The sequence below is a fragment of the Candidatus Mycobacterium methanotrophicum genome, assembly GCF_023515995.1.
In the GTDB taxonomy this organism is placed as follows: Bacteria; Actinomycetota; Actinomycetes; order Mycobacteriales; family Mycobacteriaceae; genus Mycobacterium; species Mycobacterium methanotrophicum.
In genome coordinates, this window is the sequence record NZ_CP097320.1 from 3198500 (window position 1) to 3218772 (window position 20273).

A 20273-nucleotide genomic window follows, 5' to 3' on the forward strand; every position below is an offset into this window, starting at 1 on the left:
AAATCGCTGCGGCCCGCGATTTGCTCATTCCCTTTTCCGCAGACCCTCGTATCTCGACTTTCGCGGTTATGCGGCGGCGGCCGGTAAGGCCAGGCCGCAAGCATCGGCGGCGTCTCGAACATCGGGGCGAGTACATGTCACCCGCCGACGCTTTCCTCACGATCAGGACCTGATCACGACGACACGCCGATCAAGTCACAATCACCCCAAAAATCACACCCGCCACGGGTCGGCGTCGATAACAGCAGGTCCGGCGGCTACCGTGTAGTAGAACGCCGTCGCCGTCGAGGAGCAATCCACACCATGAGCGCCCACCCCGAAGCCACCGCGCCCGACCATCGACACCGGGTCGTGGTCATTGGATCTGGATTCGGCGGACTTAACGCGGTCAAAAAGCTCAAGCGGGCCGACGTCGACATCAAGTTGATCGCCCGGACCACCCACCACCTGTTTCAGCCGATGCTGTATCAGGTAGCGACAGGCATTGTCGCCGAAGGTGCAATCGCTCCCCCGACGCGCGTGATCCTGCGCGAACAGCGCAACGTCCAAGTCCTGCTGGGCGACGTCACCCATATCGACTTGGCCGGCAAGTTCGTCGTCTCGGAGTTGCTCGGCCACACCTATGAGACCCCGTATGACAGCCTGATCATCGCTGCCGGCGCCGGCCAGTCGTACTTCGGCAACGACCACTTCGCCGAGTTTGCCCCCGGTATGAAGTCCATCGACGACGCGCTGGAACTGCGTGGCCGCATCTTGAGCGCATTCGAACAAGCCGAACGATCCACCGATCCGGAGCGGCGGCGGAAACTGCTCACCTTCACCGTCGTCGGCGCCGGTCCTACCGGCGTCGAGATGGCCGCAGAAATCGCCGAGCTCGCCGACTTCACCTTGAAGGGCGCTTTCCGGCACATCGATTCGACCAAGGCGCGAGTAATCTTGCTGGACGCTGCCCCTGCGGTGCTGCCGCCGATGGGGGAAAAGCTGGGTAAGAAGGCGGCCGCACGGCTGCAGAAGATGGGCGTCGAGATCCAGCTCCGAGCGATGGTCACCGACGTCGACCGCGACGGCATCACGGTCAAGGACTCCGACGGCACCATCCGGCGCGTCGAATCCGCCTGCAAAGTGTGGTCGGCCGGAGTCTCGGCCAGCCCATTGGGCCGCGACTTTGCCCGCCAGTCGTCGGTCGAACTCGACCGCGCGGGCCGCGTCAAGGTGCTTCCTGACCTCTCGCTGCCCGGCTACCCGAACGTCTTCGTCGTCGGTGACATGGCTGCCGTCGAGGGCGTCCCTGGAGTCGCGCAGGGCGCCATCCAGGGCGGCAAGTACGCCGCGACCATAATCAAAGCCGAACTGGCCGGCGCCGATCCAGCCGAGCGGGAGCCCTTCCAGTACTTCGACAAGGGCTCGATGGCCACAGTCTCGCGATTCTCCGCCGTCGCGAAGATCGGTTCGCTGGAATTCGGCGGGTTGATTGCCTGGTTCGCGTGGCTGCTGCTGCATTTGGTGTACCTGATCGGTTTCAAGAACAAGATCACCACCGTGTTGTCCTGGACGGTGACGTTCTTGAGTGGCCGACGTGGCCAGCTGACCATCACCGAACAGCAAGCGTTCGCCCGCACCCGACTTGAGCAGCTGGCGGTTCTGGCTGCCGAGGCGCATCAGGGCGAGGCGACGGCAGCGGCCAGCTAGTTAGCTGGCTCCGTATCCTCGAGGTTCTGCAGACGTACCTGCCCACGGGCCACCATCCGCTCGTCGACGTCGGTGATCGTGACCGACCACAGCTGCTGACGGCGGCCGCGATGCACCGGCGTCGCGGTGCCGTACACCGTGCCGCTGCCGATCGCGCGCAGGAAGTCGGTGTTGTTGTTGACGCCGACGACTGAGCCGCCGCCGTTTGCGCTGATCCATGCCCAAGCGGCCACGCTGGCCATGCTCTCGACCATGGAGCAGTAGACACCCCCGTGCACAATGCCCATCGGCTGCAGCAGCTTGGGCTGCACCTCGAGCCGGGCCTGTGCGCCATCCGGAGTGAGCTCGGTGAAGACTAGCCCCAGCTCATTGTCGAATGGCGCCTCAAAACCCGCCGGGATCGGTGAATTTGGCGGAGGCTGCATAGCGTCTGTGTCTACACGGCCCGGTTGTCGCCGGCCTGTCCGGGCTACCGGACAGGCCGCGGGACATGCTCGCGACCGCTACTGTGAGACCGGCCAACGCAAACCTTTGCAATGGCGAAACACGGGCGGGGAGGGCATGGCAACGGCGACGACCGAGCCTGTCCGGCCGCCGCCGGGTCCGCGGGTCGTGACCGGCGCCCTCAGGCAGTACGTCAAGCCCATCGGGAGTTATTCGTGGTTCAGCGGATGGTCTCAAAACGGGAGATCAGCGCCGAGATGCTGCGCGGGCTGGATAACAATTCGCCGCGTTACCTGGATCTAGTCGGCCGCCATGCGCCCGTGTTCCTGCAGTCCTTCGGCCGGCTTTTCGCCGGTGCGCCGGGCACGTTGATGTATCGCGAACTGCAACGCGGACGGCTTTCTTACCGGATGTACCACTTCATCAAAGACTGAGCCGACGCGGTGCGAGTCCGCAACACCGTGGGGCTGCGCACCGGAAGGCCGAAGCCCCACAGCGTCGCAAAGACAATCGGGATTGCCCGGGGCCACCCCCGTCGATGACGCCCTTGGAGTCGACGTGCACCCGCAGGTTCTCCAGGCCGGTGTCGGCATGCCCGCGCCTCCAACGCCGCCAGCGCGACCACCCGAATACCGTCAAGGCCATCACATGAGCGGACAGATCGGTACGACCGCCGGTAGTAAGCCGGAGTACGATTGCGTCATGGCACAGGAGATGAACGAATATGGCTAAGCTGACGCGTCTGGGAGATCTCGAACGCGCGGTGATGGACCACCTTTGGTCCGCTCTCGAACCTCAAACAGTGCGGCAAGTGCACGAGGCGCTGTCGATACGACGCGACCTGGCGTACACGACGGTGATGACCGTGCTGCAACGATTGGCCAAGAAAAACCTGGTCTCCCAAATCCGCGACGACCGCGCATACCGCTATGTCCCGGTGCACGGCCGCGACGAGTTGGTCGCCGGCCTCATGGTCGACGCGCTGGATCAGGCCGTCGACTCCGGGAGCCGACAAGCGGCCCTGGTGCACTTCGTCGAACGGGTCGGCGCCGACGAAGCCGAGGCGCTTCGGCGGGCACTCGATGAACTCGAGTCCGGCCACCGCGACGCGCCGTCTGTTGGCGCGCGACCCGAGGGCTAAGGGAGACTGGCAGCGTGTCCGGGCTAGCCTTCACAGTCCTCGCGGTGATGCTGGTCAGCCCAATACCAGCCCTGCTATCGCGGGCAAAATGGCCGCTGCGCGCCCCGCGCGCCGCGATGGTGCTCTGGCAGGCCGTCGCGGTGGCCGGCGTGCTTTCAGCGTTCAGCGCCGGGCTCGCGATCGCCAGCCGGCTGTTTCTTCCCGGAGCCGACGGGCGGCCAACCGCCACCCCGGTCGCCGCCATCGGCCGGCTCGGTTGGCCGCTGTGGACTTTGGATGTCGCGGTGTTCGCGCTCACGCTGCTGATCGGTGCCCGGCTGACGACGGCGGTGGTCCGGGTGGCCATCACCACGCGTCGCCGCCGCGCCCGTCACCGTATGCTCGTCGATCTGGTCGGCGTAGCACCCGAGGCCGTCGTCGCGAAGGGCTGCGCCGACGAGCGCGATCTGCGCGTCCTGGAAGTGGCGCAGCCGCTGGCCTACTGTTTGCCCGGCGTGCGCAGCCGGGTGGTGGTCAGCGAGGGCACGCTGGACTCGCTCAGCGAGGCCGAGGTCGCCGCGATACTCAGCCATGAGCGGGCCCATCTGCGCGCCCGTCACGATCTCGTCCTTGAGGCGTTCACCGCTGCGCACGCTGCATTTCCCCGATTTGTCCGCAGCGCCAACGCTTTGGACGCGGTCCAGCTGCTGGTCGAGCTGCTGGCCGACGACGCCGCGGTGCGGGTAGCCGGCCGCGCTCCCCTGGCCCGTGCGCTGGTGACGTGCGCCTCGGGCCGGACACCGGTGGGCGCATTGGCCGCCGGCAGTGCCCACACGCTGCTGCGGGTGCGCCGGCTTGCCGGGGGGAGCGGCAACAGCTTGATGTGCTCGACGACCGCCTACCTCGCCGCGGCGGCGGTGCTGGCGGTGCCCACCGTTGCGCTGGCCATTCCGTGGCTGACTGAACTGCAGCGGCTATTCCTCGCGGCCTAACCTCCTGCGGCTGGGTGGCCGAATCGCGCTGTGCCACAGTGTGCGGTGCAGGCTTTTACGAGAACGTCACGACCCGAAAGAGGCGAATACATGAGCTCCGAATCGAACGCTGCTGCCGGCACCGCGCAGATCGGAGTCACCGGGCTGGCGGTGATGGGGTCGAACATCGCCAGGAACTTCGCTCACCACGGTTACACCGTGGCCGTGCATAACCGCTCGGTGGCCAAAACCGATGCGTTGCTGAAAGAGCATGGCGGCGAAGGCAAATTCGTGCGGGCGGAGACCATCGAAGAGTTCCTCGCCGCGCTGGAGAAGCCGCGCCGGGTGCTGATCATGGTCAAGGCCGGCGGCCCCACCGACGCTGTCATCGACCAGCTTGCTGACGCCATGGAACAAGGCGACATCGTCATCGACGGCGGCAACGCGCTCTACACCGACACGATCCGACGCGAGAAGGCCATGCGTGAGCGCGGCCTGCACTTCGTCGGCGCCGGCATCTCCGGCGGCGAGGAGGGGGCGCTGAACGGTCCGTCGATCATGCCCGGCGGCCCCGCCGAGTCGTACAAGTCGCTGGGTCCGTTGCTGGAGGAGATTTCGGCGCACGTCGACGGTGTACCGTGCTGCACGCACATCGGGCCCGACGGCGCCGGTCATTTCGTCAAGATGGTTCACAACGGCATCGAGTACTCCGACATGCAGTTGATCGGCGAGGCCTACCAGCTGCTGCGCGACGGGCTCGGCAAGACCGCCGACGAGATCGCCGACGTGTTCGACGAGTGGAACTCTGGCGACCTGGACAGCTTCTTAGTCGAGATCACCGCGCAGGTGCTGCGCCAGAAAGAGGCCAAGACCGGCAAGCCGCTGGTGGACGTGATCCTCGACGAGGCCGAGCAGAAGGGCACCGGTCGATGGACGGTCAAGTCGGCGCTGGATCTCGGTGTGCCGGTCACCGGTATCGCCGAAGCGGTCTTCGCTCGGGCGCTGTCGGGGTCGGTGACTCAACGCACGGCCACCACCGGCCTGGCGTCGGGCCAGCTTGGCGAAAAACCCAGGGACGCAAAGCAATTCGTCAACGATGTTCGTCAGGCCCTGTACGCGTCGAAGATCATCGCCTACGCCCAGGGATTCAACCAGATCCAGGCCGGCAGCGCCGAGTACAACTGGGGAATCACGCCCGGCGACCTGGCCACCATCTGGCGCGGTGGCTGCATCATCCGGGCGAAGTTCCTCAACCGGATCAAGGAGGCGTTCGATGAGGACCCCGATCTGGCGACGCTGATCGTCGCGCCGTATTTCCGCAGCGCTATCGAATCGGCCATCGACGGCTGGCGTCGCGTCGTGGTGGCCGCCACCCAGCTGGGCATCCCGATCCCGGGTTTCTCCTCGGCGCTGTCGTACTACGACGCGCTGCGCACCGAGCGGCTGCCCGCCGCGCTGACCCAGGGCCTGCGGGACTTCTTCGGCGCGCACACCTACGGACGCATCGACGAGGACCCCAGCAAGAAGTTCCACACGTTGTGGAGCGGCGATCGCACCGAAGTGCCGGCCTCTAGCAGCTCCCGATAAGGGGTACAACCGATACCGATGAGGTTTTTAGACGGGCACCGTCCCGCATACGACCTGACCTACGACGACGTCTTCATCGTCCCGAATCGTTCGGACGTGGCGTCACGGTTCGACGTGGATCTGGCCGCCCACGACGGCTCCGGTACCACCATCCCGGTAGTGGTGGCCAATATGACCGCGGTCGCGGGGCGGCGGATGGCCGAGACGGTGGCCCGCCGCGGCGGGATAGTGGTGCTGCCTCAAGATCTTCCGATCACCGCGGTGCAGCGCACGGTGGACTTCGTCAAAAGCCGCGACCTGGTTGTCGACACCCCGGTGGTGCTGGAGCCCGACGATTCGGTGTCGGACGCGCTGGCACTGATTCACAAGCGCGCGCACGGCGCCGCGGTGGTGGCCTTTGAGGGCCGCCCGGTCGGGCTGGTCACCGAATCATGCTGCGAGGGCGTGGACCGTTTCGCGCGAGTGCGCGATATCGCGATCACCGACTTCGTCAGGGCGCCGCTGGCCACCGAACCGCGAGAGGTGTTCGACCTTCTCGAGCAAGCCCCCGTCGATGTCGCGGTGTTGACCGGACCGGACGGCACGCTGGCCGGTGTGCTGACCCGCACCGGAGCGATCCGCGCAGGCCTCTACACCCCGGCTACCGACTCCGCGGGCCGGCTGTGCATCGGCGCAGCGGTCGGCATCAACGGTGATGTGGCCACCAAAGCCCAGGCGTTGACCGAGGCCGGCGTCGACCTGGTTGTCGTCGACACCGCGCATGGCCATCAGGTCAACGCGCTGGACGCCATCAAGTCGATATCGTCGCTGGATCTGGGCGTGCCGCTGGCCGCCGGCAATGTGGTGTCGGCCGAAGGCACCCGTGACCTGATCAACGCCGGTGCGTCGATCGTCAAGGTCGGTGTGGGCCCGGGCGCGATGTGCACCACCCGGATGATGACCGGCGTCGGCCGGCCCCAGTTCTCTGCTGTGGTCGAATGCGCTTCGGCGGCAAGGCAACTCGGGGCACACGTGTGGGCCGACGGCGGGGTGCGCCACCCGCGGGACGTGGCCTTGGCGCTGGTGGCCGGCGCGTCGAACGTGATGATCGGATCGTGGTTCGCAGGCACCTACGAATCCCCTGGCGACCTGTTGCGCGACCGCGAAGATCAGCCGTACAAGGAGAGCTACGGGATGGCGTCCAAACGCGCCGTGGTGGCCCGCACCGCAGCCGACAGCGCCTTCGAGCGTGCCCGCAAGGCGTTGTTCGAGGAAGGTATCTCGACCTCCCGGATGGGGGTGGACCCCGACCGCGGCGGCGTCGAGGATCTGATCGATCACATCACTTGCGGGGTGCGCAGCACCTGTACGTATGTCGGTGCGTCGACGCTGGCCGAGTTGCATGAGCGGGCGTTGGTCGGCGTGCAATCCGCAGCGGGCTTCGCTGAAGGCCATCCATTGCCGTTCGGGTGGTGATCCCGGCCAGCCGGGGGGCGTGTCGTCGCGGCGAAGCGGCTAGCGCGGGTTACGGCTTCGTTACCATAGAAGCTCCACTTAGTCATTGGATAACTTGAGGGAAAGGTCTCTCCGTGCCGCAGGCACCCGGCGCGGCCGTCGGCCTCCGGGCCGAGCGGTCACCGCGGCGCGTACGGGCTGATTGCTCGCAACCCCGGCGGCGGCGATGAACCCCGCCGTCACCTCGCTCAGCCTGCTGGCCATCGTGCTGCTCATCACGGGCAACGCGCTGTTTACGGCCGCGGAGTTCTCGTTGACCACCCTCGAGCGCAGCACAGTGGAGGCCAACGCGCGCGATGGTGGCCGTCGTGACCGCTTCGTGCGCCGGGCCCACCACACCCTTTCTTTCCAGCTGTCCGGAGCGCAGTTGGGCATCTCGATAACCACACTGGTCACCGGATATCTCACCGAGCCGTTGGTGGCGAAGCTGCCGCATCCCGCCATGGATGCGCTCGGGGTGCCTGACCGGGTGGCCGAAGCCGTCATCGCATTCGCGGCCCTTCTGGTGGTCACGTCGGTGTCCATGGTCTTCGGTGAGCTGGTGCCCAAGAATCTGGCGGTCGCGCGGCCATTGCCGACCGCCCGCGCCGTCGCGGGTCCGCAGCTGCTGTTCTCGTTTGTGATGACCTTCGCGATCCGACTGACAAATGGTGCGGCGAACCGGCTCCTGCGCAAGCTGGGAATCGAGCCCGCGCAGGAACTGCGGTCGGCCCGGTCGCCGCAGGAGCTGGTTTCCCTGGTCCGCGCGTCGGCTCGCAGCGGAGCTCTGGATCCGACCACCGCGGCGTTACTACATCGGTCACTGCAGTTCGGCACGCTGACAGCCGAGGAGCTGATGACGCCGCGCTCGAAAATTGTTGCGCTGCAAAAGGACAACACTGTCGCAGACCTCGTCGCCACAGCCGCCAAGAGTGGCTTTTCCCGGTTCCCGATCGTCGACGGCGACCTTGACGAGACCGTCGGGATGGTGCATGTCAAACAGGTCTTCGAAGTTCCAGCCGCCGAGCGCCAGCACACCTTGCTGACCGCCATCGCGCAGCCGGTCGCGGTGGTGCCCTCCACGTTGGACGGCGATGCGCTGATGGGAGAGATCTGGGCCAACCGCTTGCAGACCGCGATGGTTGTCGACGAGTACGGCGGTGTGGCGGGCATGGTGACCGTCGAAGATCTGATCGAGGAGATCGTCGGCGACGTCCGCGACGAACACGACGACGCCACACCGGACGTGGTGGCGTCCGGCAATGGTTGGCGGGTGTCAGGGCTGCTGCGCGTCGACGAGGTGGCGGCCGCGACCGGATATCACGCACCGGAGGGTGAATACGAGACGATCGGCGGGCTGGTACTTCAGCAGCTCGGCCGCATTCCGGTCAGCGGGGACACGGTGCAGTTGAGCGGACACGAACCCGGCGGGATACCGGACGGCTCGGTGTGCTGGCAGGCCAGAGTGATCCGGATGGACGGTCGGCGCATCGACCTGCTGGAGCTGACCCGGCTGGCGGGTCGCCGCGGTTCCGGCGTGGGAGGCGGTCGCTGATGGGCGACTTGCTGGGAGTGCTGGCGACCATTGTGCTGCTGGCCGCCAATGCATTTTTCGTTGGTGCGGAATTCTCGCTGATCTCAGCGCGCCGAGATCGGCTCCAAGCATTGGCGGAGCAGGGCCGATCAAGCGCGGTCACCGCGATCAGGGCCGGCGAACAGTTGCCGCTGATGTTCGCCGGCGCCCAGCTGGGGATCACGGTGTCGTCGATCGTGCTCGGCCGACTCGGTGAGCCCGCGGTGGCTGACCTGTTGCGGCGGCCATTCGAGGCGGTCGGCGTCTCGCCCCTGCTGCACACCGCGTCGTTCGTCGTTGCGCTGGCGATTGTGGTGACGCTGCATGTCCTGCTCGGGGAGATGGTTCCCAAGAACATCGCGATCGCCGGCCCGGAGAAGGCGGCGATGCTGCTGATCCCGGCCTACCTTGCGTATGTGCGTACCGTCCGGCCGATCATCACGTTCTATAACCGCTGCACCAGCGTCATACTGCGGGCGCTGGGAGTGCAACCCCGAGACGAGCTCGACGTCACCGTCTCCACCGCCGAGCTCGGCGAGATGATCGCCGAATCGGTGTCGGAAGGTCTGCTGGATCCCGAGGAACACACCCGGCTCACCCGGGCGCTGCAGATTCGCAACCGGCGGGTCGCCGACGTCGCGGTCCCGGTTTCCCAGATTCGCGCGGTGTCGGTGGCGGCGCAGGGTTCCGGACCGACCGTCAAAGCGGTGGAAAACGCGTTGGCCGCGACCGGCTACTCCCGGTTCCCGGTGGTCGACGTCGACCGCAAGTTCATCGGCTACCTGCACATCAAGGATGTGCTGTCACTGGGTGACGATCGCCACGCCGTGGTCGATCTGGTGCGGGTCCGACCACTGCCGCGAATTGGCGGGTCGCTGTCGGTTCCCGAGGCATTGTCCAGGATGCGGCGCAGCAAGAGTCATCTAGCGCTGGTCAGCGCGCAGGACGGGGCCGTGGCAGGGATGGTCGCACTGGAAGACTTGGTCCGCGACTTGGTCGGTGCGGTGCGGGACGGCATGCAGCGTGTCTGAGCTTGACCAGGAGCTGTGGACGGCGCGCGCCGACGCGTATGCCCGACGCGTCGACGCCTTCGTTGCCCCACACGTCGAGCGGGCCCGGGCCGGCGAGGCGCATCCGGTGTGGGACTTTCTGTTCAGCTACTACAGCCTGCGGCCAGGGCAGCTGCGCTGCTGGCACCCGGGTTACGGGGTGCTACTCGTCGGCAGCCAAGCGATCCGGCGCTACCGTGGGCGCCGTGGTTACACCGTCGACGGTGACGGTGTCACAGTCAGCCTGAGCTACCTGCGCGACCGGTTGGACACCATTTCGTTCGTGGCGCGCCTGCTACGGGCGACCGCGCGGCGCCCGGCTCGGCTGAACTGCTTCGGGCTGCACGAGTGGGCGATGGTGTACCATGACGGTGCCGTCCGCCACGAGCGTGTCCCATTGCGGTTGGGCGCCGCGGGCACCGACGCCGTTGTCGAGGGTGAGCTCGCCGGGCCGCTGCGATGCAGCCACTACGACGCGTTCCGGTTCTTCAGTTCTGACGCGGTGCCTCGAAACGCGGGTGTGCCCAGCCGTGCCACCCAGCAGGACTGGGAACAGCCTGGTTGTTTGCACGCCAACATGGACTTGTACAAGTGGTGTTATAAAGTGAGCCCGCTGATCGACTCCGAGCTGCTGATGGACTGCCTGGAACTGGCCACAGCCGCACGCGAAATCGACATGCGGGCAAGCCCGTACGACCTGCGTGGCTACGGGTGTGCACCGATTGCCGTCGAGCACGCCGCCGGCCGCGCCGAGTATGTGCGTTGCCAGCAGGCCATCGCTGCACGGGCTGCGCCGCTACGGGCAGCCCTGCTGGACCGGTGTGACCTGCTGCTGCAGGTCGCCCAGGTACCGGAATTCGGCGTACTGGCCGGTAGGCTGGGCAGAACTTCATGAGGCTGAAGCGGAGGAGAAAGATGACGGATCGCGTGTCGGTGGGGAACCTGCGCGTCGCTCGGGAGCTGTATGACTTCGTCAACAACGAGGCTTTGCCCGGCACTGACATCGACCCCGACGGTTTTTGGGCGAGCGTCGACAAGGTCGTCACGGACCTGCATCCGCGAAACCAGGAGCTGCTTGCGCGCCGTGACCAATTGCAGGAACAGATCGACAAGTGGCACCGGCATCGCATCATTGAACCGATCGACCCGGAAACCTACCGGCAGTTCCTCACCGAAATCGGCTATCTCGTGCCAGAGCCGGACGATTTCTCCATCACCACGGCCGGCGTCGATCCTGAGATCACCACGACGGCCGGCCCGCAGCTGGTGGTCCCGGTCACGAATGCCCGATTCGCCCTCAACGCGGCGAACGCCCGCTGGGGCTCCCTCTACGACGCGCTGTACGGCACGGACGTCATCCCGGAAACCGACGGCGCCGAGCAGGGCGCCCGCTACAACCCAGTCCGCGGCGACAAGGTGATCGCCTACGCCCGCAAGTTCCTCGACGACGCAGTGCCGCTGTCGTCCGGTTCGTGGACCGATGCCACCGGCTTGAAGATCGACGACGGCCAATTGCTGGTCAGCCTGCAAGGCGACGAGCAAGATCGTGGCCTGGCCGACCCCGGTCAGTTCGCCGGATACGGCGGTGAGCTCGGGTCGCCCAACTGGTCGGTGTTACTGGTCAACCACGGGCTGCACATCGAGATCCTGATCGACCCGCAATCGCCGATCGGCAAGACCGACGCCGCCGGCGTCAAGGACGTGGTGCTGGAGTCGGCGGTCACCACGATCATCGACTTCGAGGACGCCGTGGCTGCCGTCGACGCCGGCGACAAGACCCGCGCGTACCGCAACTGGCTCGGCCTGAACAGGGGCGATCTGTCCGCAGAGGTGGACAAGGACGGCGACACGTTCACCCGGGTGCTCAACCAGGACCGCAGTTACACCGCGCCGGGCGGCGACGAGTTCGCGCTGCCCGGCCGCAGCCTGCTGTTCGTCCGCAACGTCGGGCATTTGATGACCAACGACGCGATCGTGTGGAGCGAAGACGACGGCGAAGAAACAGAGGTGTTCGAGGGGATTCAGGACGCCTTGTTCACCGGACTGTGCGCAATTCACGGGCTCAAGGCCACCGATGACAACGGTCCGCTGGTCAACAGCCGGACGGGTTCGATCTACATCGTCAAGCCGAAGATGCATGGCCCGGATGAGGTCGCGTTCACCACGGAGCTGTTCCGCCAGGCCGAAGACGTGCTCGGCTTGCCCGAGAACACGCTCAAAGTCGGTGTGATGGACGAAGAACGGCGCACCACCGTCAACTTGAAGGCGTGCATCAAAGCCGCCGCCGACCGGATTGTGTTCATCAACACCGGTTTCCTGGACCGCACCGGCGATGAGATCCACACCTCGATGGAGGCCGGCCCGATGGTGCGTAAGGGCACCATGAAGAGCCAGCCGTGGATCTTGGCCTATGAGGACAACAACGTCGACACCGGCCTGGCGACCGGGTTCGCCGGCCACGCCCAGATCGGCAAGGGCATGTGGACGATGACCGAGCTGATGGCCGACATGGTCGAGCAGAAGATCGGCCAGCCGAAGGCGGGTGCCAGCACCGCGTGGGTGCCATCCCCCACCGCGGCCACGCTGCACGCTTTGCACTACCATCAGGTCGACGTCGTGGCGGTCCAGAAGGAATTGGCCGGTAACAAGCGCACCACGATGGATGAGCTGCTGACGATCCCGCTGGCCAAGGAGCTGGCCTGGGCTCATGAGGAAATCAAAGAAGAAGTCGACAACAATTGCCAATCCATCCTCGGCTATGTGGTGCGCTGGATCGACCAGGGTGTGGGGTCGTCGAAGGTGCCCGACATCCACAACGTCGCGTTGATGGAAGACCGTGCGACGCTGCGGATTTCAAGCCAGCTGCTGGCAAACTGGTTGCGTCACGGCGTGATCACCGAAGAGGATGTGCGAGCCAGCCTGGAGCGGATGGCTCCGATGGTCGACCAGCAGAACGCCGGCGACTCGGCGTATCTTCCGATGGCGCCCAACTTCGACGACAGCATCGCCTTCCTGGCTGCCCAGGACTTGATTCTGTCCGGGACCCAACAGCCCAACGGCTACACTGAGCCGATCCTGCACCGACGTCGTCGGGAATTTAAGGCCCGCGCTGGTGACTGATCATGGTTCGGCGCGCATTTACCGTCCCAATGACTAGCGAAGCTAGACGCTGCAAATACTTCCGCCGCGCGGGAGAGCCTCGGCATGGGTAGGCACCGAGCTCCCGATCCTGACGAACCCGCCGACGAAGGGTCGGACGACCACTCCGGATCCCACGACTTCGGCGAGCCCGGTCAGCCGGGCGACGACTATCCGGACGATCCAGGCTATTTCGACTACACCGACCCCGCCGACCGTGACGAGCACCGCGAGGAAGACCTACACCCCGCCGACGCTGACACCCCGGATGACTTCCCGGACTTCACGCGGCCCGGGCAGGAGCCGTCCGCTGCGCCGCCACCGCCGCCATCCGGCGGTCACCGGGGCCTCGGCGACTGGCGGGGCGGTCACCGCAGCGACGCCGGACCACGCGGTGTCAGCATCGGTGTGATCGCAGCATTGGTGACGGTGGTCGTGGTCGTAGCCGGGGTCATCGTCTGGCGCTTCTTCGGAGACGCGTTGTCGAACCGCTCGCATTCCGCCGCGCGGTGCACCGGCGACAAACAGATGGTCGCTGTCATCGCCGACCCGTCGATCGCCGATCATGTTCAGCAGTTCGCGGAGCGGTACAACGGGTCCGGCGGTCAGGTCGGCGACCACTGTGTCGCGGTCAGCGTCAAATCCGCCCGCTCTGACGCCGTCGTCGACGGCTTCGGGAACTGGCCCGCAGGTCTGGGCCAGCGACCCGCGCTGTGGATCCCGGCCAGCTCCGTGTCGGCGGCGCAGTTGACAGCCGCCGCGGGCAAGCAGACCATCACCGACAGCCGGTCGCTGGTGACCTCGCCGATCGTACTGGCGGTGCGACCCGAACTGCAACGAGCGCTCGGCGACCAGAAATGGTCGACGCTGCCCGGACTGCAGACCAAGCCCGATGCCTTGGCCGCACTGAAGCTTCCGACCTGGGGCTCGCTGCGGCTGGCGCTGCCGCTCGGCGGCAACAGCGACGCGGCGGTTCTGGCCGGCGAGGCGGTGGCGGCGGGCTCCGCGCCGCCTGGCGCACCGCCGACCGATGGCAGCGGCGCGGTCCGCGCGCTGATCAACGGGCAACCCAAGTTGGCCGACAACTCGCTGGCCGAGGCGATGAATGCGCTTGTGCGGCCGGGTGATCCGGCAACCGCGCCGGTGCACGCAGTGGTCACCACCGAACAGCAACTATTCCAGCGGGGCGAATCGTTGCACGATGCCGCCAGCACGCTGAGTTCCTGGCTGCCGCCTGGCCCGGCCGCGGTCGCCGACTACCCCACCGTGCTGCTCAAGGGTTCGTGGTTGTCACAAGACCAGGTGACGGCGGCCAGCGCGTTCGCCCAGTTCATGCACAAACCCAATCAACTCGCCGAGCTGGCCAAAGCCGGCTTCCGCGTCGAAGGCGTCAAGCCGCCCAGCAGCGAGGTCACCAGTTTTGCGGCCCTGCCGTCGACGCTGTCGGTAGGCGATGACGCGATGCGCGCCACGCTGGCGAATTTGGTGACTACACCGTCGAGCGGACCGGCGGCCGTCATCATGCTCGAGCAGTCGATGATGACCGATGAAGGCGGCAAGACCCGGCTGGCCAATGTGGTTGACGCACTTGATAACCGGATCAAGGCGCTGCCGCCCAACTCCGTGCTCGGATTGTGGACTTTCGACGGCAAAGCAGGCCGAAGCGAGGTGCCGGCGGGCCCGCTGGCCGATAACGTCAATGGTCAACCCCGCTCGGCTGCGCTGACGACCGCATTGGACAAGCAGCGCGCGTCGTCCGGTGGTGCGGTGTCGTTTACCACCCTGCGGCTGATCTATAAGGACATGCTGACCAATTACCATGCCGGGCAAACTAATTCGGTGTTGGTGATCACGGCCGGACCGCACACCGACCAAACGCTGGGCGGTCAGGGCTTGCAGGACTTCATCAAGGACAGCGCTGACCCGGCCAAGCCGGTGGCCGTCAACATCATCGACTTCGGCGCCGATTCCGACCGGCAAACCTGGGAAGCCGTCGCGAAGCTGTCCGGTGGTTCCTACCAGAACCTCGCGACGTCGGCGTCGCCCGAGTTGGCCACCGCGGTGACCAACTTCTTGAGCTGAGCGGCCGCCTAGCTAGTCGGTAAGCAGCTTGTACCGCGGCCTCGGAGAATGCGCCCGGGCCACCCGCAATATTTATTAGGCACATGAGGAATCTTTCGTTGTTTCTTACCTGAGTCTCAGGTAATGTCCCAGCCAAGCTGTGAGAGGCGCCACAGCCGACGCCCCGACGAAGGAGACGCTGTCATGCACCAAGCACTTCGCCCCTATGTCACCGCTGGTGTAGCAGTGGTCGGCGCCAGCATGATTGCTGTCACTCCGGTGGCAGCGCCGGCCAATCGGAGTACAAGTCCGGCCTGTCCGACTCGTCGACGCGTGGTCGGATCTCTTCACCGAGACAGCTGCCAACTGGCAAAACATCGTCAGCGGAGCCGACTCGTCGGCGATTTCGCAGGTTTTCAGCGAGTTCCTTACCACTTGACTTTCGCAGTTTAATCAGTGTGGCGGGTGTGATTTCTGAGGCGATTGTGACCTGATCGGCGTGTCGGCGTGATCGATCGGTGACCATGACGAAGCATCGGCGGATGAATAGTACTCGCCCAGATGTTCGAGACGCCGCCGATGCTTCGGCACCGACCCTACCGTCCTCGTGGCGCGAACTGCTGGCAACACTGCGACCGGTGTTTGTCCGGTCCTCGACGTTTGCGATGTTCGCGCTGCTGGCAACCGGGTTGGTCGCCCGCACTATGCGGCGCACCGTGGTCGGCATGCTCGCCGGGGCGGGAATGGCCGCGCTGGTGTCGTTTCACTCGGCGTGCCGGTTCTTCTCCACCTACGCCTGGGACACCGATCGGCTGGGCCTGGCGATCGCGCGGCTGATCGTCGAGCGGTTGCTCGACGCCGACGCTGCGATCACCGTCGCGGTCGATGACACCCTGTTTCGCCGCTGGGGCAAAAAGGTCCACCACGCGTTTTGGACCCACGACGGCGCCGCCCAAGGCCCGGCCAAACTCGGCCCGCGGCAACCGGTGGGTGATCGCCGGGATCGTGGTCCGGCTGCCGTATTGCAGCCATCCAGTGTGTCTGCCGATCCTGTTTCGGCTCTGGGCCGGAAAAGGCGCCGCCTCCCCGGTGGAGCTGGCCGCTGCGATGCTCACCGTGCTTGCGGAAACGTTCCCGCACAAACAAATCCACGCCGTCGGCGATGCCGCCTACCACGGCAGGCCGCTGCTGGTCCCCGACACCACCATCACCACCCGACTGCCCGCCAACGCCGCCCTGCACGCCCCGGCGCCACCGCGTACCGGCCGCCGCGGCCGGCCCGCCAAAAAGGGCCGACGACTGCCCCGCCTGATCGAACTGCCCGCCACCGCGACCTGGCGCACCGCCACGGTGAACCGCTACGGCCGCACCGACACCATCGCGATCGCAGAAGCCGACTGCCTGTGGTACGGAGCCTTCGGCGATACCACCGGCCGGGTGGTGCTGGCCCGCGAACCCGACACCGCCAGCGGCTATGACCTCGCGGTGTTCACCACCGGACGCCGCCACCGACGCCGCCGGCATCATCGCCCGCCACGCCGCCGAACCCTGGTACGACCAGAAGTCCGAACCCGCCTTCGAAGACATGCTCGCCAAGCTTCGCCGCACCCTGATCGCCGCCCGATTTAACGGTGCTAGCCCAGCTCAACCCGACCCTGACAAATACCGCGACTACCAACTGGCCTGCGCCGCAGCAGCTGCATAACTGCGAAAGTCAAGTAACCAACCCGGGCGGCGTGCTCAGCCGCGCTGACGAACCTCACGCCGACCATCACCTCGGACCTCACCTCGGTTCCGGCCACGATCTCGGTGCAGTTGCCGCCGGGGCTCGAGCTCGGGATCGCACAACTCGGCGACTGGGTGACCACCGCTACCGCACTCCATGACGTCGCCGCCGATTTGACGAGTCCGACCGCGTTCATCAATGCCGTGCCCGACGTCCTCAACGCCTACCTCAACGGCCAAGACACCCTCAGCCTGCTGAACGGCAGCATCACCATCCCCGCCTGGAACGGCATCCTCGCGCCGTTGCAGCCGGTGGACATCAACCTCAGCCTGACCAACCTTCTGGACGCCCTGGGGCTGGGCAACCTGAGCCTGAGCAACCTCGACCTGAGCAGCTTGCTGGGCAACCTCGGGCTGGGCGATCTGACCGTGGGCTCGTTGTTCAGCGACCTCGGGCTGAGCACGTTACAACTGAAGTTGGTAACTGTGCCGGGGTAACGGTTGCCCGGCCCGGATCGCCGCGTACGTTCCGGCAAGGCGGGCGAGATTTGGTTCCTCGCATCCTTGACCGGTGTCGGTGACCGGTACTGCTCGCCGTCGGGGTTTCCCGGCGCGGTCTGGTCGGTAGCTCTCACCGCGCGATCCTCCGGTCGCGGTGTCACACCTTCCCGTCGCCGTGCCGAAAAGCCTTGGGCGCGACGCCCGATCACCGTGGCCGCGGCCTGGTGACGGGTGACGTTTTCATAGGGGCGCTGCCAGTGTTGGGCGCCCCATTGGCTGGTGTTAACATCACCTACACCCTGTCGGTCCAATATTGATACTTAAGAAAGCTGGCAAGTAGTTGGCGTGCTGTGACAGTTGCTAGTGGTCACGGTTGTCAGCGGGTCGACCGGCCGGCAAGCGAGGGTGGCCCGTGTTCTTGGTCGAGTACCTCGGCCTGGCCGGCCACCACTCCCGTCAGGATGGCCCGGGCCGCCGTTAACAGCTCTGCGACCTGTGGCGAAGTCAGCACGTAAGATACCGTGAGTCCTTCCCGGCGAGCTGCTACCAGCCCGGCGCGACGCAAAATCGACAGCTGCTGAGACAGGTTGGCGGGTTCGATGCCCACTTCGGGCAACATTTCCGAGACGGTGTGCTCACGCGTGCTGAGTAGCTCCAGGACCCGAATGCGGGCCGGATGCCCTAGCATCTTGAAGAATTCGGCTTTCATTCGGTACAAGGGCTGACGCGAGTCGGGCACCAGGTCTCCCCTCGACGGAACTCACCGTTATGTTACTTGCGAGTCTTAGCAATTCGTTGAAGTCGGGGGGAAGGGGGAAGGGGGGCGGGTCGTCATAGGTCGTTGCCGGCGTAGGACAGGTTGAAGCTCTTGTTGGTCAGTGGGAAGTCGGGGACGATCGTGTCGGCCATCGCGACCGGCAGCGCGGGCCAGGTGAACCAGGACGGGTCAACGATTTTGGCGCGGGTGATCAGAAAATGTGCATCGAGTTCGACGCGATGCACGATGGTGCCGCGCCAGCCTTCGACGATGCCCACGCCGCTGCCGGCTGCCGGGCCCGCCGGGATCGTGCTGGTGTAGTGGGTCCGCTCGGCTGTGGTGGATCGCGCCGCGCAGCAACCGGTGCCCGGTCACCGCGGCGTTGAGGCGCAGCAGTTGTTTCGCGGATGCGTTGGGCGTTGGCGTTGGCCAGGCCGAATCCGACGTCGTTGGCCAGCGCGCCGAGGTCGGCGGCGTGGTTGTAGAGCCGGGCCAGCTCCGGCTCGGACAGATAGCGGACCGGCATCTCACCTCCGAACGTCCCGCAGTTCGAGCCGCCATCGCAGGACCCCAACCGTGCCGAAGCGACGGGGCAAGGTGTCGACCGGCTGCCTCGTAAGGGGATCGCCTTGCGGGCACCCCATGGCTGGCGCCGCGATTCGGCCGCGGCAGTGATTCCTATAGGTCGTTGCCGGCGTAGGAGAGGTTGAAGCTTTTGTTGACGAGGGGGAAGTCGGGGACGATGGCTCCACGGAGGGCGATCGGCAGTGCGGGCCAGTTGAAGAAGGATGGGTCGACGACCTTGGCGCGGGTGAGGGTGCGGTCGGGAGCCAGTTCGACGCGGTGGGTGATGGTGCCGCGCCATCCTTCGACGATGCCGACGCCGGAGGCGGCGCGGGCCGTTGTCCCGGTTGGCGGTTCGGTGCGGGTGGTGCCGGCGGTGACGGTTGATGTCAACGCGGTGATCAGCGCGGCGGACGCGGCGATTTCGTCGGCGCGGACCATGAATCGGGCCAAGACGTCGCCGGTGTCGCGGGTGACGGGGGTGAACACCTCTTCGCCATCGTAAAACGGGTGTTGGTGGCGGGCGTCGACCGGCAGTCCGCTGGCGCGGGCGACGTAGCCGAGTGTGCCGAGGTCGCGGGCAGCGTCGCGGCTGAGGATGGCGGTGCCGGTGAGGCGGTCGGCCACGACGCTGTGACCGAGGGCCAGGTGGATGATCTCGGCAATGTCGGCAGCGATGGCGTGCAGGTGGCCGGTGTCGGGCAGCGTGCGCAGGTGCGCGCCGCCGGGAATGACGCCGCCGCGCAGGAGCCGGTGGCCGGTAACCTCGGCGTTGAGGCGGAGCAGTTGTTCGCGAATGCGCAGGGCGTGTGAGTTCAGTATGCCGTGGCCGACATCGTTGCAGATTGCGCCGATGTCATTAGTGTGGTTGTAGAGCCGTTCGAGTTCAAGGAGTATCGCGCGTTTGCGCTGGGCGTGTGCGGGTACGGGCCAGCCGGCGGCGTCTTCGACGGCTAGGCAGTAGGCGAGCGCGTGGCCGACAGCGGTGTCGCCGCTGACCCGTTCGGCCAGGGGCAGTGCGTCGGCGAGGTCACGGCCTTGGAAGAGTTTCTCGAGTCCTTTGTGGACGAACCAGAGTCGGGCTTTGAGTTTGAGGATGGTTTCGCCGACGACGGAGAAGCGGAAGTGGCCGGGTTCGATGAGGCCGGCGTGGACGGGTCCGACGGGGATTTCGTAGACGCCGGGGCCTTCCACGTTGAGGAAGGGGTAGGGGCCTTCGGGGTCGCCGAATTCGGGTGGCGGGCCGGCGTCGGCGCGCATCGGGTACCAGCCGCGGGGCCAATGGTGGTGACGGAGGAGCCGGCGGGGTTGTGGGTGGTCGAGCGGGATGACGCCGTACAGGTCGTGCATTTCGCGTTCGAACCTGCTGGCGGGGAACGACAGCGCGGCGAGGCTGGGTAGTTGCGGCCGGCGTGGGTCGAGGCGGACGCGCAGTTCGATGCGCGAGTCGGGCGGGCCGCTGGTGAAAAGGTACACCACGCGCAGCGCGTCGCCGTCGTCGTGATGCGCAGCGACTAGGGCGAGGCGGTAGCCGCTGGCGAGCAGTTGCCCGGCGCGGGCGGGCAGCGCCTCGGGCCCGAGTTCGATCACGCTGCGTTGGGTGCTGGCGATCGAGGTCATG

16 protein-coding genes and 2 pseudogenes are annotated in these 20273 nt (G+C 66.2%); 14 read left to right on the top strand and 4 right to left on the bottom strand.

Features of this window, described 5'->3' with window-relative positions; translation table 11 throughout:
- The first annotated feature begins 303 nt into the window (after positions 1-303).
- On the top strand, positions 304-1689 hold the full coding sequence (locus M5I08_RS16555) for an NAD(P)/FAD-dependent oxidoreductase (protein WP_219067986.1): 1386 nt from the start codon (positions 304-306) through the stop codon (positions 1687-1689).
- Here M5I08_RS16555 and M5I08_RS16560 read toward each other — a convergent pair.
- Positions 1686-2114, bottom strand: a complete 429-nt coding sequence (locus M5I08_RS16560; RefSeq protein ID WP_219067987.1) for a PaaI family thioesterase — start codon at positions 2112-2114, stop codon at positions 1686-1688. The genes M5I08_RS16555 and M5I08_RS16560 overlap by 4 nt on opposite strands.
- A gap of 246 nt (positions 2115-2360) precedes the next feature.
- Between M5I08_RS16560 and M5I08_RS16565 the strand changes: the two genes are divergently transcribed.
- From M5I08_RS16565 to M5I08_RS16620, 13 genes and pseudogenes are all read left to right on the top strand, one after another.
- A complete protein-coding gene (locus tag M5I08_RS16565) occupies positions 2361-2567 on the top strand; it encodes a hypothetical protein (protein ID WP_219067988.1) in 207 nt (68 codons plus the stop codon).
- A 290-nt stretch (positions 2568-2857) separates the two neighbouring features.
- Positions 2858-3274 carry a BlaI/MecI/CopY family transcriptional regulator gene (locus tag M5I08_RS16570; protein ID WP_219067989.1) on the top strand — a complete coding sequence of 139 codons (417 nt, stop codon included), beginning with the start codon at positions 2858-2860 and terminating at the stop codon, positions 3272-3274.
- A gap of 14 nt (positions 3275-3288) precedes the next feature.
- The gene (locus M5I08_RS16575) at positions 3289-4245 is read left to right on the top strand and encodes a M56 family metallopeptidase (RefSeq protein ID WP_219067990.1); all 957 of its coding nucleotides are present in this window, start codon (positions 3289-3291) and stop codon (positions 4243-4245) included.
- 90 nt (positions 4246-4335) lie between these two features.
- Entirely contained in the window at positions 4336-5811 is a 1476-nt protein-coding gene (gnd, locus tag M5I08_RS16580; protein ID WP_219067991.1) for an NADP-dependent phosphogluconate dehydrogenase, read from the top strand.
- Between the two features lie 18 nt (positions 5812-5829).
- Positions 5830-7266 carry a GuaB1 family IMP dehydrogenase-related protein gene (locus tag M5I08_RS16585; RefSeq protein ID WP_219067992.1) on the top strand — a complete coding sequence of 479 codons (1437 nt, stop codon included), beginning with the start codon at positions 5830-5832 and terminating at the stop codon, positions 7264-7266.
- Between the two features lie 205 nt (positions 7267-7471).
- Positions 7472-8839: a hemolysin family protein gene (locus M5I08_RS16590; RefSeq protein ID WP_219068011.1), complete on the top strand. Its 1368-nt coding sequence runs from the start codon at positions 7472-7474 to the stop codon at positions 8837-8839.
- Positions 8839-9888: a hemolysin family protein gene (locus tag M5I08_RS16595; protein WP_219067993.1), complete on the top strand. Its 1050-nt coding sequence runs from the start codon at positions 8839-8841 to the stop codon at positions 9886-9888. The genes M5I08_RS16590 and M5I08_RS16595 overlap by 1 nt, the downstream gene beginning before the upstream one ends.
- The gene (locus M5I08_RS16600; protein WP_219067994.1) at positions 9881-10801 is read left to right on the top strand and encodes a 3-methyladenine DNA glycosylase; all 921 of its coding nucleotides are present in this window, start codon (positions 9881-9883) and stop codon (positions 10799-10801) included. Before M5I08_RS16595 ends, M5I08_RS16600 begins: the two co-directional genes overlap by 8 nt.
- Before the next feature lie 20 nt (positions 10802-10821).
- On the top strand, positions 10822-13026 hold the full coding sequence (locus tag M5I08_RS16605) for a malate synthase G (RefSeq protein WP_219067995.1): 2205 nt from the start codon (positions 10822-10824) through the stop codon (positions 13024-13026).
- Positions 13027-13110: 84 nt separating this feature from the next.
- A complete protein-coding gene (locus tag M5I08_RS16610) occupies positions 13111-15126 on the top strand; it encodes a substrate-binding domain-containing protein (protein ID WP_219067996.1) in 2016 nt (671 codons plus the stop codon).
- 644 nt (positions 15127-15770) lie between these two features.
- Positions 15771-15992, top strand: a pseudogene (locus tag M5I08_RS26930) (transposase); the annotation flags it as partial.
- 103 nt (positions 15993-16095) lie between these two features.
- The gene (locus tag M5I08_RS16615) at positions 16096-16734 is read left to right on the top strand and encodes a hypothetical protein (RefSeq protein ID WP_249762839.1); all 639 of its coding nucleotides are present in this window, start codon (positions 16096-16098) and stop codon (positions 16732-16734) included.
- 180 nt (positions 16735-16914) lie between these two features.
- The gene (locus M5I08_RS16620; RefSeq protein ID WP_249762840.1) at positions 16915-17328 is read left to right on the top strand and encodes a hypothetical protein; all 414 of its coding nucleotides are present in this window, start codon (positions 16915-16917) and stop codon (positions 17326-17328) included.
- A 379-nt stretch (positions 17329-17707) separates the two neighbouring features.
- Here the strand turns inward: M5I08_RS16620 and M5I08_RS16625 are convergent, their stop codons facing one another.
- From M5I08_RS16625 to M5I08_RS16635, 3 genes and pseudogenes are all read right to left on the bottom strand, one after another.
- Positions 17708-18073, bottom strand: coding sequence for an ArsR/SmtB family transcription factor (locus M5I08_RS16625; RefSeq protein ID WP_219068012.1), 366 nt, complete (start codon positions 18071-18073; stop codon positions 17708-17710).
- An 89-nt stretch (positions 18074-18162) separates the two neighbouring features.
- Positions 18163-18587 (bottom strand): annotated as a pseudogene (locus tag M5I08_RS16630) (hypothetical protein); the annotation flags it as partial.
- A gap of 179 nt (positions 18588-18766) precedes the next feature.
- Positions 18767-20272 (bottom strand): hydrogenase large subunit, encoded by a 1506-nt coding sequence (locus tag M5I08_RS16635; protein WP_219068000.1) that lies wholly within the window; start codon positions 20270-20272, stop codon positions 18767-18769.
- Position 20273: the final 1 nt, after the last annotated feature.

What these genes read in the sequence shown, in the direction of transcription:
- M5I08_RS16585 (WP_219067992.1), top strand. Translation starts at nt 5,830, where the DNA reads ATGAGGTTTTTAGACGGGCACCGTCCCGCATACGACCTGACCTACGAC.
- gnd (WP_219067991.1), top strand. Translation starts at nt 4,336, where the DNA reads ATGAGCTCCGAATCGAACGCTGCTGCCGGCACCGCGCAGATCGGAGTC.
- M5I08_RS16635 (WP_219068000.1), bottom strand. Translation starts at nt 20,272, where the DNA reads ATGACCTCGATCGCCAGCACCCAACGCAGCGTGATCGAACTCGGGCCC.
- M5I08_RS16565 (WP_219067988.1), top strand. Translation starts at nt 2,361, where the DNA reads ATGGTCTCAAAACGGGAGATCAGCGCCGAGATGCTGCGCGGGCTGGAT.
- M5I08_RS16570 (WP_219067989.1), top strand. Translation starts at nt 2,858, where the DNA reads ATGGCTAAGCTGACGCGTCTGGGAGATCTCGAACGCGCGGTGATGGAC.
- M5I08_RS16590 (WP_219068011.1), top strand. Translation starts at nt 7,472, where the DNA reads ATGAACCCCGCCGTCACCTCGCTCAGCCTGCTGGCCATCGTGCTGCTC.
- M5I08_RS16595 (WP_219067993.1), top strand. Translation starts at nt 8,839, where the DNA reads ATGGGCGACTTGCTGGGAGTGCTGGCGACCATTGTGCTGCTGGCCGCC.
- M5I08_RS16555 (WP_219067986.1), top strand. Translation starts at nt 304, where the DNA reads ATGAGCGCCCACCCCGAAGCCACCGCGCCCGACCATCGACACCGGGTC.
- M5I08_RS16560 (WP_219067987.1), bottom strand. Translation starts at nt 2,114, where the DNA reads ATGCAGCCTCCGCCAAATTCACCGATCCCGGCGGGTTTTGAGGCGCCA.
- M5I08_RS16605 (WP_219067995.1), top strand. Translation starts at nt 10,822, where the DNA reads ATGACGGATCGCGTGTCGGTGGGGAACCTGCGCGTCGCTCGGGAGCTG.
- M5I08_RS16610 (WP_219067996.1), top strand. Translation starts at nt 13,111, where the DNA reads ATGGGTAGGCACCGAGCTCCCGATCCTGACGAACCCGCCGACGAAGGG.